11 protein-coding genes and 2 pseudogenes are annotated in these 12,218 nt (G+C 62.2%); 7 read left to right on the top strand and 6 right to left on the bottom strand.

Annotated elements, in window-relative coordinates; all coding sequences use genetic code 11:
• Positions 1-179: 179 nt before the first annotated feature.
• Positions 180-2,360, top strand: coding sequence for an OmpA family protein (locus tag ACZ9BX_RS06105; protein WP_476216433.1), 2,181 nt, complete (start codon positions 180-182; stop codon positions 2,358-2,360).
• A gap of 129 nt (positions 2,361-2,489) precedes the next feature.
• Here the strand turns inward: ACZ9BX_RS06105 and mobB are convergent, their stop codons facing one another.
• From mobB to ACZ9BX_RS06090, 3 genes and pseudogenes are all read right to left on the bottom strand, one after another.
• A complete protein-coding gene (gene mobB, locus ACZ9BX_RS06100; RefSeq protein WP_476216431.1) occupies positions 2,490-3,044 on the bottom strand; it encodes a molybdopterin-guanine dinucleotide biosynthesis protein B in 555 nt (184 codons plus the stop codon).
• Positions 3,041-3,671: pseudogene (gene mobA / locus ACZ9BX_RS06095) on the bottom strand (molybdenum cofactor guanylyltransferase MobA). Before mobA ends, mobB begins: the two are co-directional and overlap by 4 nt.
• Before the next feature lie 8 nt (positions 3,672-3,679).
• Complete coding sequence (locus ACZ9BX_RS06090; RefSeq protein ID WP_476216430.1) at positions 3,680-4,588, bottom strand: DMT family transporter; 909 nt, start codon at positions 4,586-4,588, stop codon at positions 3,680-3,682.
• A 380-nt stretch (positions 4,589-4,968) separates the two neighbouring features.
• On the opposite strand from ACZ9BX_RS06090, the pseudogene ACZ9BX_RS06085 reads away from it, so the two are divergent.
• Positions 4,969-5,204 (top strand): annotated as a pseudogene (locus tag ACZ9BX_RS06085) (hypothetical protein); the annotation flags it as partial.
• Positions 5,205-5,353: 149 nt separating this feature from the next.
• The gene (locus ACZ9BX_RS06080) at positions 5,354-6,124 is read left to right on the top strand and encodes an SDR family oxidoreductase (RefSeq protein ID WP_476216428.1); all 771 of its coding nucleotides are present in this window, start codon (positions 5,354-5,356) and stop codon (positions 6,122-6,124) included.
• Positions 6,125-6,136: 12 nt separating this feature from the next.
• Here the strand turns inward: ACZ9BX_RS06080 and moaA are convergent, their stop codons facing one another.
• The gene (moaA, locus tag ACZ9BX_RS06075; protein ID WP_476216426.1) at positions 6,137-7,201 is read right to left on the bottom strand and encodes a GTP 3',8-cyclase MoaA; all 1,065 of its coding nucleotides are present in this window, start codon (positions 7,199-7,201) and stop codon (positions 6,137-6,139) included.
• 115 nt (positions 7,202-7,316) lie between these two features.
• Between moaA and ACZ9BX_RS06070 the strand changes: the two genes are divergently transcribed.
• Positions 7,317-7,691, top strand: coding sequence for a gamma-butyrobetaine hydroxylase family protein (locus tag ACZ9BX_RS06070; protein ID WP_476216424.1), 375 nt, complete (start codon positions 7,317-7,319; stop codon positions 7,689-7,691).
• A gap of 25 nt (positions 7,692-7,716) precedes the next feature.
• Positions 7,717-8,907, top strand: coding sequence for a low temperature requirement protein A (locus ACZ9BX_RS06065; RefSeq protein ID WP_476216422.1), 1,191 nt, complete (start codon positions 7,717-7,719; stop codon positions 8,905-8,907).
• Positions 8,908-8,909: 2 nt separating this feature from the next.
• Here ACZ9BX_RS06065 and ACZ9BX_RS06060 read toward each other — a convergent pair whose 3' ends face one another.
• Entirely contained in the window at positions 8,910-9,377 is a 468-nt protein-coding gene (locus ACZ9BX_RS06060) for a MarR family winged helix-turn-helix transcriptional regulator (protein WP_476216420.1), read from the bottom strand.
• A 45-nt stretch (positions 9,378-9,422) separates the two neighbouring features.
• Between ACZ9BX_RS06060 and ACZ9BX_RS06055 the strand changes: the two genes are divergently transcribed.
• Both ACZ9BX_RS06055 and ACZ9BX_RS06050 read left to right on the top strand, forming a co-directional pair.
• On the top strand, positions 9,423-10,376 hold the full coding sequence (locus tag ACZ9BX_RS06055) for an alpha/beta hydrolase (RefSeq protein ID WP_476216418.1): 954 nt from the start codon (positions 9,423-9,425) through the stop codon (positions 10,374-10,376).
• A gap of 51 nt (positions 10,377-10,427) precedes the next feature.
• On the top strand, positions 10,428-11,039 hold the full coding sequence (locus tag ACZ9BX_RS06050) for a pyridoxamine 5'-phosphate oxidase family protein (protein WP_476216416.1): 612 nt from the start codon (positions 10,428-10,430) through the stop codon (positions 11,037-11,039).
• A 24-nt stretch (positions 11,040-11,063) separates the two neighbouring features.
• Here ACZ9BX_RS06050 and ACZ9BX_RS06045 read toward each other — a convergent pair whose 3' ends face one another.
• Positions 11,064-12,131, bottom strand: a complete 1,068-nt coding sequence (locus tag ACZ9BX_RS06045) for a GGDEF domain-containing protein (protein WP_476216414.1) — start codon at positions 12,129-12,131, stop codon at positions 11,064-11,066.
• Between the last annotated feature and the right edge of the window lie 87 nt (positions 12,132-12,218).

The following is a 12,218-nucleotide window of genomic DNA, read 5'->3' as shown; positions in this document are numbered from 1 at the left end:
TGTGGCAAAGATGAACGGCAGCGAACCGCAGCATTCATACCGGGTTAATGACGGGCTTCCTAAAACAACAGGAACAAATCCGGATTTGGGCGATTTCGCTTTCGAATCCGCCCAAGAATCGCCGGAACGGCCTCAGCAGGCGTTCCAAAAAGGTTCTAACAAGAAGACGAGGAAACCCAATGGGTATGAAATCAAGATTGTTTGCCAGCGCGGCTTTCCCGCTGCTTTCGCTGTCGCTGGCCATGTCGCCAGCCGATGCAGCGACTGCGGCCGGTGGAAGCGCCGTGCGGCCCGCACCGCAGGTGATCAGCGGCAGTTACGAGGTGGCGCAGGATGCTGCGCCTTCGGAAGAAGAGCTTCTGAAGAAGAGACGCAAGCGGCCAGCAGAGCAGCCTGCCCAGGAGCAGCAGCCGGAGGCAGCACCGCAGCGGGAGGCGCCGCAGGCCGAACAGGAAGCGCCGCGCCGCAAGCGGCGCGAGGCAGCACCCGAGCCGCAGCAGGCTCCGGAAGCGCAGCAGGCTCAGCCGAGCGAAGAGCAGCCGCGGCGGAAGAAGCGTCAAGCCGCACCGGAGCAGGCCGCTCCCGAACCGCAGCAGGAGCAGGTAGCCCCGGAGGCGCCGCGCCGCAAGCAGCGGCAGGCAGCGCCGGAAACCCAGCAGGCGCCGGAAGCAGAGCAGGCTCAACCGAGCGAAGAACAGCCGCGGCGCAAGAAGCGGCAAGCCACACCGGAGCAGGCCGCTCCCGAACAGCAGCAGGAGCCGGTAGCGCCGCAGCAGGGCGAAGCGCAGCAGGCTGAAGAGCCGAAACCGCAAACGGAAGAGGCACAACCTGAGCAGCAGCGTCCGCGTAAGCGCGACAAGCAGCAGGCGACTGAAGGCGAGCAGCCTGCGGTGAAGCCGGGCCGGAAACCCGCCACGACTGCCCAGCCGGAACAGAAGCCGGCCGAGGACCAGGCTGCTCCTGAGAAGCCTCCCGTGCCTGCCAAATCTCCAGCACCTGAAAAACCGCCGGTACCCGCAGAGCCGGGCGAGGCGCAGAAGCCCGCTGAAGGCGGCGAACAGCCGCTGCAACAGCAGGGCGAACAGGTGCCTGTCCAGCCCGGAGCGCCGACTGGCGAACAGCCGGCCGGTGGTGCGCAACCGACGGAGCAAGCCATTCCTGCGCCTGAGAAGGTGACCCCGGAAGAACTCGAACGCCGCAAGCAGATCGCCGAGGATCCGAGCAAGAGCAACGAGACGGTGGTCCTGCCAGTCGAGAACGGTGCCGCCGTGCTCGACAGCGACAAGGATGCGGACCGCACTGCCGGCCAAGGCGGACGGCGTCAACGCGACCGCCAGCGTGCCGCAGAGCAGCAGGTCATCGCCGCGCCGAAATCCGACGCCGATGCGCAACTCGCGCCGGAAGGCCAGCGCCGTCCTCCGGTCAAGTTTGAAGCGGTGACGAGCGAAGAGGGCCGCAGGCTCGACCGCAGGCCGGAGTTCATGAGCCCCGAAGGTGCGCGCGTCGAGCGCTACGAGGGTGACGACAACCGCATCATCATGCAGTTCAACAACCGCATCGTGGTGCGCAGCGAGGACGACCGTCGCTTCCTCAGGGACGGCGAACAGCCGATCTACGAACAGCTTTCGCGAGACCGCTACCGCGAGACGATCGAGCGCCCGGAAGGCTATCGCATCGTGACCATCCGCAACCGCTATGGCGACATCATTCAGCGCTCGCGCATCGATAGCGGCGGCCGCGAATATGTTCTCTACTATTCGCCGGAACTCTACGATGATCCGGACCGCGGCTACTTCGAGGATCCGGGCGCCGACCTGCCGCCGATGCGGCTGGCTATTCCGGTGCGCGACTACATCATCGATACCAGCAGCGATCCGGACCGCGATTATTACGAGTTCCTGAGCGAGCCGCCTGTGGAACCCGTCGAGCGCGTCTATTCGCTGAACGAGGTGAAGTATTCGGCCCGTATCCGCGACAAGGTGCGCCGCATCGACCTCGATACGATCACTTTCGCGACGGGTAGCGCCGAGATCCCGATGAGCCAGGCCCGCAGCCTGCGCAAGGTTGCGGATGCGATGAACGAGGTGCTTCAAAAGGATCAGAGCGAGACCTTCCTGATCGAAGGCCATACGGATGCCGTCGGCTCCGACCAGAGCAATCTCGTCCTTTCGGACCAGCGTGCCGAATCAGTCGCCAACGTGCTGACGGATGTCTATGGCATTGCACCGGAAAACCTCGCCACGCAGGGTTATGGCGAGCGCTATCTGAAGGTCAATACGGACGGTCCGGAACAGGAAAACCGCCGCGTGACCATCCGCCGTGTCACGGCGCTGGTGCGCCCCGTCGCGTCGAACCAGTAAGGCGTGCGTTTCACCTTCTCCCCAGTGGGGAGAAGGTGGCTCGCAGGGCCGGGTGAGGGGGACGGTGCGACAAACTCGCCCGTCGCTTATCGCTCCGGCCGTTCTCTCCTGTCCTCGCTCACCCCCTCATCAGTCCTGAGGGACATCTTCTCCCCGCTGGGGAGAAGGGGAGGCTTCTCCTAGACCGATCCTGGCGGCGATGAAATTGGCGATCTCTGTCGTATCATCGAGATTGAAGACCGGCAGGTCGGTGTCCGTGATGGGATGGTCGGCGGCGATGGCGCAGATATGCGGGTCGGCCGGTGCCAGCGGATCGCGACTGGCGGCTTCCTGGCGGCGCGCTTCGATCTTCGGGATCGGTTCGCGCTTGTAGCCTTCGATCAGCACCAGGTCGCAGGGCGCGAGGCGGGCAAGGATTTCCTCGAAGCTTGGTTCGGGTGCTCCGCGCAACTCGTGCATGATGGCGTAGCGGGTGCCGGACACGATCGTTACCTCATGCGCACCCGCCTGGCGGTGGCGGTAGCTGTCGGCGCCGACCTTGTCGATGTCGAAATCGTGGTGGGCGTGCTTGATCGTCGAGATGCGATAGCCGCGACGGGTGAATTCCTCGACGAGGCGGACGGCAAGGGCGGTCTTGCCCGAATTCTTCCAGCCGGCGATTCCGAAAATGCGTGGTCCGGTCATGACAGCACCTGTAGCCAGCGGTTCGGCTTCCACCAGGTCGTCCGGCGTGTTGATGTTGAAGAAAGGATCGAGGAGGCTGGCGCGCGTCGGATGCAACGGGAAGGAAACTTCCGCTACGTCATGCCGCAAGAGGAAGTCGCGCACGCGGCGCTTGTCGTCCGTCGCGATCCAGCCGGCGAGTTCCTCCACGAGCGAAATCGGCCAGAGGCCGAAGACGGGATGGGGGCGGCCTTCAGAGGCGGCGATTGCGATCTTTGTCGGGGAATCGATTACGGCTGCGAAATCCGCGACGAGCTCTGCAGGGAAGAACGGGCTGTCGATCGAGACTGTCACGACGTGGCTGACGCCGGGAAGTGCGGCGGCATGCGCCATGGCTGCATGGATGCCGGCCATCGGTCCCGCTTTGCCGGGGACGATATCCGGTATGAACGTCAATCCGCATTGCGGCTCGCTGTTGGCATTCACCGCAATTATAGAGACCTGCGGAGATAACCGCGCGATGGCATGATCGAGCAGCGAGCGGCCGCCGAGCATGACGGAGGCCTTGTCCTGGCCCATGCGCGACGAACGGCCGCCGGCAAGGATGACGCCGGGGATTTTGGTGTTCTGCAAGGAAAAATCGGCCATGGCGGTTCTCAGACTGGGCTTCTGGGTTCGGATTCCTGCGCCATTGGCGGCACGCGGCGTTTGGCCTCGCGATAGAAGGTATAGAGGCCGGACGCGATGACAACCGCGGCGCCACAGAGCGTCCAGAAATCCGGCACTTCGGCGAAGAAGAAGACGCCAAGAAGCGCTGAGAAGATCAGGCTCGTATAGCGGAAGGGCGCGACGAAGGAGATCTCGCCGGTGCGCATTGCGAGGATGACGGATTGATAGCCGATCAGCACCAGGACCGAAGCAAGCAGCAGGTGCAGAAGCGAGGTGAGGCTGACGGGCTGCCAGCCGCCGAGCGCCGGCATCAGGAGCGCGCCGAAGAAGGCGACCGACATGGCAGTAACGACGGTCACCATTAGCGAGGGGATTTCGGGATCGATGGAGCGGGTTGCGAGGTCGCGCCCCGCCGTCACCAGAACGCTGGCGACGCAGAGAAGGGCGGCTGGAGTGAAGCCTTCGGGACCGGGACGGATTATGATGAGGACGCCGACGAGGCCGACAAGAATCGCCGACCAGCGCCGCCAGCCGACGGGCTCGCGGAAGAAGAGCGCTGCCCCGAAGGTCACGACAAGCGGCAGGGACTGTAGGATGGCCGAGGCATTGGCGATCGGCATCAATCCGAGCGCCGTGATATAGGTGATCGCAGCGATCACTTCGCAAACGATGCGCAGGATGATGACCGGTTTCAGCACGATGCGCCAGGAGCGGAGCGCGCCCAGATGGCGGGCGATTAGATAGACGAGAATGCTGGTGAAGACGCCGCGGATAAAGATGATTTCGCCGGCGTTCATATGGCCGATGACCGACTTGGAGAGGGCGTCGCTTGAGGAGAAGCCGGCCATGGCCATGCTCATGAAGATTGCGCCCTGGGTATTGCGAGACCGCGGCATGAAAAGAGATTCCTGGTTTTTATGCCCGTCCTTTTAGAGGGGATCGCTCATCAAGGGAATCGAATGAAAGTCACACCCGAAATAAATCGATTGCGCAGTGCACAATAAGCGGAATCGATCCCGGGTGTGGTGGCCGCGACGTTGATCAAGTCCCGGTTTTCCAAGGCAAATCCTCTTTGTTGCGGTGGCGTATTAAGCCTTCATCAATGTCAATTCCGGAAGCCTTGTCCGTTCCGATGAGGCGGAACATAGGCTTTGCCACGCGGAATGAATGCGGTGCTTTTTAATCCTCGTTCGTTGAGGCATATTCCAATGCATTTCATCGACCGTCTTTTGCAAGGCCGCCGTATTGTCACGAAAGTCCTTCTGTTCGTCGTCCCGCTGAGATTTCGGCGGCGACCAGCGAACTATCGACCGGCATCAGGAGGTAAGCCGCGCGGTGCACGACGTCGAACTCATCACGCAGCAGAACGCGGCGATGGTCGAGGAGAACAATGCCGAAATCCACGGCCTGCGTCAGCGCGTCGACATGCTTTCCGAAAAGATCGAGCGGTTCCGCACCCGCGGGCCGGAGGGCGAGGTGGTCTCTCGTTGGAGGCAGGGCCGGGCGGCCTGATAAGATCGCCACCGGCAGAATTGGAACCCGCGGCTATCCGGCCGCGCGTTTTTGTTTACTTCAGGCAGCGCAGGAAACGGGTGGCTGCAGCGGCGCGGTTTTGCGATCTGGATGTCGAACTTGATCTTCAGCAATGAATGGAGTCCGGCATGAATAATCTGAATGGAAAGATCGCAATCGTCACCGGCGCCAGCGCCGGAATTGGTCGCGCCGCGGCCAAACTCTTTGCCGCTGAGGACGCGAAACTCGTCGTCACAGCGCGCCGTGAGGTGGAATTGAGAATGCTCGTCGAGGAGATCGAAGCTGACGGCGGAGAGGCTGTTGCCGTTGCGGGAGACATTCGCGACGAGGAACTGCATCGATCCCTGGTGGAGACGGCGACACGGCGCTTCGGCGGGCTCGATATCGCCTTCAACAACGCAGGCGGCACGGGCGCATATGGTTTCCTGCCGGATATCTCGCTCGGCGATTGGCGCGATACCGTCGACCTCAACCTGACGAGCGGCTTCCTTGCCGCCAAGCACCAGGCGCCGGCGATGATCGCACGCGGGGGCGGGTCGATCATCTTCACCTCGACCTTCGTCGGCCATACAGCGGGCATGCCCGGCATGGGCGCTTACGCGGCGAGCAAGGCAGGGCTAATGGGGCTCGTGCAGGTGCTGGCGGCGGAACTGGGACCGAAGAACATTCGCGTGAACGCGCTGCTTCCAGGTGGCGTCGATACGCAGGCCAATCCGATCAACTTCCCGGGTGCTGCGCCCGAAACGGTTGCCTTCATCAATGGGCTGCACGCGCTGAAACGCGTGGCGCAGCCGGAAGAGATCGCCAAGGTGGCGCTGTTCCTGGGTTCGGAGATGGCGAGCTTCGTCACCGGTTCGACAATGCTCGCCGACGGCGGCGTTTCGATCAATCGGACATGATAAACGCGGGCGTCACCCGCCGGTGACGCTCATATGCCTTGCGACGGCGGGGCGGTTGTGGGTGCGGTCGATGATGAAGTCGTGGCCCTTCGGCTTGCGGGTGATGGCTTCGTCGATCGCGGCGTAGACCAAGCCGTCGTCTTCCGTGGCGCGCAGTGCGGAGCGGAGGTCGGCGGCATCGTTCTGGCCGAGGCACATGTAAAGCGTGCCGGTGCAGGTCAGGCGGACGCGGTTGCAGCTTTCGCAGAAATTATGCGTCATCGGCGTGATGAAGCCGAGGCGGCCGCCGGTCTCGGTGACTTCGACATAGCGTGCCGGACCGCCGGTCTTATAGTCGATATCGGTCAGCGTGAACTGACGTTCGAGATCGGCACGTAGCTCGGAGAGCGGCAGATACTGGTCTGTGCGATCCTCGTCGATCTCGCCCATCGGCATGGTTTCGATGACGGTGAGGTCCATGCCGCGGCCATGCGCGAAGCGCAGCATGTCCGGTATCTCGGCGGCGTTGAAATCCTTGAGCGCGACGGCGTTGAGCTTGATCTTCAGGCCGGCCTTCTGCGCCGCGTCGATGCCTTCCATGACCTTAGCGAAATCGCCCCAGCGGGTGATCTTGCGGAACTTGTCGGGATCGAGCGTATCGAGCGAGACGTTGATGCGGCGCACGCCGCAATCGTACAACTCCTCGGCATGGCGGGCGAGCTGTGAGCCGTTGGTCGTCAGCGTCAGCTCCTCAAGGCCGGAGCCGATTCGTTTCCCGAGCTCGCGGACGAGAAACATGATGTTCTTGCGCACTAGCGGCTCGCCGCCGGTCAGCCTGATCTTGCGCACTCCCTTGGCGATGAAGGCGGAACAGAGCCGGTTCAGCTCTTCCAGCGTCAGAAGATCCTTTTTCGGCAGAAAGGTCATGTTTTCCGCCATGCAATAGGTACAGCGGAAATCGCAGCGATCGGTGACGGAGACGCGCAGATACGTGACCGCCCGCCCAAAGGGGTCGATCATCGGGGCTCCATCCGCCACCAGCGGCGATGCGCTTGCTATCGCTCCAACGTTGCTGTTCACAAATACCTCCGTCGTCATGGTAATGTGGACAGATGTGGCTGCACCGTCAAGGGAAAGGGCGGGAACGCACGGTAAATTGAGCTTGCCTCGAAATGCCCGATTGCCTACTGCTCTGTGACAAACGGAGGAAGCGATGAGTGATATCTGGCCGACTGAACTGCGCGTGTCGAAGGACCGGCAGCGTCTGACCGTGACCTTCAACGACGGCCGGAGCTTCGATCTTTCCGCAGAAATGCTGCGCGTGCTTTCGCCTTCAGCAGAAGTGCAGGGCCATGGGCCGGGGCAGAGGTTGACGGTTCCCGGCAAGCGTAATGTCGCAATCATCTCGATGATGCCAACTGGCAATTATGCGGTGCGCATCGGCTTCGACGACATGCACGATACGGGTATCTACACCTGGACCTACCTGCGCGAACTCGGCGAGCGGGGGGAGGAGCTTTTTGCGGAATACGAGAAAGAACTCGGCGACAAGGGCATGAGCCGCGACGTCGCGGAAAAGCCGCGCTGAGCGATCAACAGCCAAGGGGGTATAGATGGCGGGGACGACGGGCAGAAACTGGCTTCGTGCGAAGGGGAGCGCGGGCAGTAGCAAGGTCAGCTTTCTCGAACTGTTCTTCGATCTGGTTTTCGTCTTCTCCATTTCCCAGCTCTCGCATGCGCTCGCGGCGCATTACACGCTGCTTGGAGCGGCCGAAGCCGCGCTGATGACCTTTGCCGTCTGGTGGGTCTGGATATTTACCGCTTGGGTGACGAACTGGCTCGACCCGGAGAAGATGCCGGTGCGTGGCATGCTCGTGGTTCTCATGCTGCTCGGGTTGGTGCTCTCGGCTTCGATTCCCGAGGCTTTCGGGGACAAGGGACTGCTTTTTGCCGCTGCCTACGTGCTGATGCAGGTCGGGCGGTCGCTCTTTACGCTTTACGCGATGAAGGATGCCGGCCGCTCGAACCATCTGAATTTCATGCGCATCACAGCGTGGCTTGCGGTGTCCGGCGTGTTCTGGATCATCGGCGGCTTTCTGGAGCATGAGGCGCGGCTCGTCGCATGGGTGATCGCCCTCCTCATCGAATATGCGGGGCCGGCTTCTGGCTTCTTCGTGCCGGGGCTCGGCAAGTCGATGGCGGCCGACTGGGATGTCTCGGGCGCCCATATGGCGGAGCGCTGCGCGCTGTTCATCATCATCTGCCTCGGCGAAGCGATCCTCGTTTCCGGCCGCACCTTTTCGGAGCTGCCGTTTTCCGGTCTAACGACCGTCGTTTTCGTCACGGGCTTTGTTGGAACCGTCGCGATGTGGTGGCTCTATTTCCGGTTCGGGCATCAGCGGGCCGCGCACCGGATCGAACATGACGATACGCCGGGCAGCCTTGCGCGGCAGGCCTTCACCTATGCGCATATTCCGATTCTCGCCGGCATCATCGTGCATGCGGTGGCTGTCGAATTCATGTTCTCGCATCCGCATCAGACCGGCGATCTCGGCGTTATGGCCGCGATCCTCGGAGGCTCGGGACTCTTCCTTGCGGGCAATCTGTGGTTCAAGGGCGCGACGACCGGAACGCCGCCGCTTTCGCATATCGCCGGCCTCGTGATTCTGGTCCTGCTTGCGTTCCTGGCGCCTCTTGTCGAGGTCTATGTGATGGGCATCCTGGCGACACTGGCGCTGATCGTCGTTGCCACCTGGGAATACAGGTCGCTTGCCGGGAAGACGGCCGGGCGCACGCTGCACTGAGATCAATCCTCGTCGCGCAGATCCTGCTGCAGCACACCGATGATGCGTTCCATCGCGCTTGCCATGGCCATGCACTGTTCGATCGGTTCGGGGGAAAGCACCCGCTCGATCAGGTCGGTCTGGATGACCATGGCGCGTTCTGTGACGCTACGGCCTTCGGATGTCAGGTAGAGCCGTAGCACGCGCTTGTCCTTGTCGTCGCCGCGGCGCTCGATCAGGCCGCGTTTTTCCATCTGCGGCAGCAGCATGCTCATGTTCGATCGACCGACGAGGAGCTTGCGGGCGAGTTCCTGCTGCGAGATGCCTTCGAAACGGTAGAGATTGATCATGATGTCGAGATGCGGGGTCTTGATGTCGAGCTCTGCCAGCGAGCGGCCGAGGGACTGCTGCATCAGCTGGCAGGCACGGGCGACGGCGACCCAGCTTCGAAAACGCGGATGATCCCAGGGAAGGGATTGATTTTTGTTCATCGTTGTACTTTATTGTTCAGTGTTGAACATTGTTGGATTCCCACTATGCCAAACTTTGCACTGAAGGTCACCCGCCTCGGATTTTCGCTGCTGCAGTCGGTTTCGCCGCGTCTTGCGGGCAAGGCGGCATTCCGGCTGTTCTGCCTGACGCCGTCCGCGAAGCCAAAAGGTGCAAAGGCAAGGGCGGCACATTCAGCTGGCCGGGCTTTCCTGCAATCGGCGGAACGGATCGAGCTTCGCCTCGCGGGAGGGCGGCGGGCGCATGCCTACCGGATCAATGGCGGCGCCGTCGGAAGGCGGCAGCGTTACCTTGTGACGCATGGCTGGGGATCGAGCATGGAATACATGACCGATCTGATCGCCGCGCTCGCCGCAAGCGGCGCCGAGGTGATCGGCGTCGATTTTCCGGGCCACGGACGGGCAGGCGGACGCTTCCTGCATATGGGGCTCGCCGTCAAGACGATTGCCGCAGCCGAGGCGCGGTTTGGGGCCTTCGACGCGGCTGTCGGCCATTCCTTCGGCGGCGCGGCGCTGATGGTCGCGGCAGCCGGCATGCTGCCGGAGGTCGATGCGTTTTCGGCCGGAAAGATCGTCACGATCGGCTCGCCGAGCGAGATGAAATGGCTGTTTACCGGCTTCGGCAGAATGGTCGGGCTCGGAAGGGCAGCACAGGCGGCGCTCGAGGATAAGGTGTATCAGCTGACAGGCCGGAAACTGGAGGATTTCGACGCGGGGAAGGCGGCTGCAACAATGGCGCGGCCGATGCTGGTGATCCACGCGGAAGACGACAAGGAGGTCAGCGCGCACCACGCGCGGCGCTACGCCGCCTCGGGCGGGAGCGTGCGGCTCTTCTGGGCCAACGGATTCGGCCACCGGCGGATTGTCAGCGCTGAACCGGTGCTTTCGGAGGTCCAGCGTTTCCTTGCGAACGATTCCATCAAAAAAGATGCTGAGATCATTCCGCTTTTTGAGCTTCCGGGCAAGCGGGCGTCATTGTAGCGTCATCTTGGGCGGCTAGTGGGCGGTCGTTGACAACGCGGCAGGACGATCATGAAAATCATCGGGACGGTTGAGGAGCTCGACGAGATCTATGCGGGAGGCCTGACGCAGGCGTCCGTTGCCAAGGTGACCAAGGTGCTGACGCCGATCTACCGCCAGATGATCGAAGCGTCGCCCTTCATGGCGCTGGCGACTGTCGGGCCGGAAGGGCTCGACTGCTCGCCGCGCGGCGACATTGGCGGCGTGGTGCGGGTGATCGACGAAAAGACGCTGCATCTGCCCGACTGGCGCGGCAACAATCGCGTCGATTCGCTTACGAACATCGTGCGCGATCCGCGTCTTGCCCTGATGTTTCTGGTGCCGGGTTCGAACACGACGATGCGCATCAACGGCCGCGGCGTTGTGTCGAACGATGAGGCGCTGCTCGAAAGCTTCGAGATGGACGGCAAGCATCCACGCACCGTGGTGGTGATCACCATCGACGAGGTTTATTTCCAGTGTGCCCGGGCCCTGATGCGCGCGCAGCTTTGGAACCCGGAGAATTTCGTCGATCCGGCGGCGCTGCCGACGCCCGGGCTCATGCTCAAGGCGGCGACCGAGGATTTCGATCACGAGACCTACGACCGGGAATGGGCTGGACGTGCGGCAAAGACGATGTGGTGAGGCTGCGTCACCGAATGGCGACGCTTACGACTTGTAGATCAGCCAGCTCTTGGTGAAGTCTTTCTGCATACCATCCTGGTAGAGGATGCAGCAGTTGCGCCCGGCATTCTTCGCGCCGTAGAGGGCGACGTCGGTCTTGTAGTAAAGCTCGCCCGGATCGTCGGCATTCGATGCCATGCACACACCCATGGAGACAGTCACGGGGCCGTAGTTCACGCGGGTGCGCGAATTCTTGAATGGGGTCGCCTCGAGCGTGCGGCGGATTCGCTCCGCCATGCTCATGACTTCCTCCGGCGTATTGCCGTCGACAATCAGCGCGAATTCCTCACCGCCGGTTCGGGCGACGAAGATATCGCGGCGGACATTGGCGCGGATAACGGAGGCGACGGTCGCGAGGATCTTGTCACCGACCGGATGACCGTAGGTGTCGTTGATCTTCTTGAAATTGTCGATGTCGGCAAGCACCAGCGCGGTGATCGGCTTCAGTGCCGGATTGTCGAAGATGGCGGCAAGGCGATCGTCGAAGGCGCGGCGGTTGGAAAGGCGCGTCAGCGAGTCGGTATTGGCGATGCGCTTGTATTCATCGAGCTCCTTGCGGACCCGGTCCATCTCCTGCGAGCGCTGGGCGACGTTCTCGACGGTCCTTTCGCCATGCGCCATCGTATCGCCAGTCGCCTCGGTCAGAAGCGTGATGGCGTTTTCGATAAGTTCGACGCTGGCCGCGCTCTTGGAATTGATGCGCTTGCAGGTTTCGCCAAGCAGCTTGTTGTAGCTTTCGAGCGAGGTCTGCTCCTGGCGCAGCACGCGCAGGAGCCCTTCGAGCTCGGCGGCGATGCGCATGTGGGCATCGTCAAAGACGCGGGCCGGCGAATGGGTGAAGTGCTGCGCGCCGAGCGCGTCGAGTTCTTCCTGGGTCGCCTGGTTGCCAAGCGCGGCGAGATCGCGCGTCAGGGCGGGGTTGGAGCCGATATAAGCCTCATAGAAGAGCTCGTAGTTGCGCGGGATGGGCGCGACCCCCATCGAGCGCATGGCATAGGTGATCTGACCTGCCACGTCGGGAATCTGCGCCTTTGGCGCTGCAGCCGCAGTCATTCGGATCACTCCTCAATGAGATTTCGAAGCACTCATCTATTGATTAGCTTAAATTCGTTGGGAAAGGATTAAAGGGATATATACCAA

It is taken from the genome of Rhizobium sp. USDA 3886, assembly GCF_056279785.1.
Note: the sequence above shows the minus strand (reverse complement) of the source record. Positions and strands in the feature narration are given on the sequence as shown.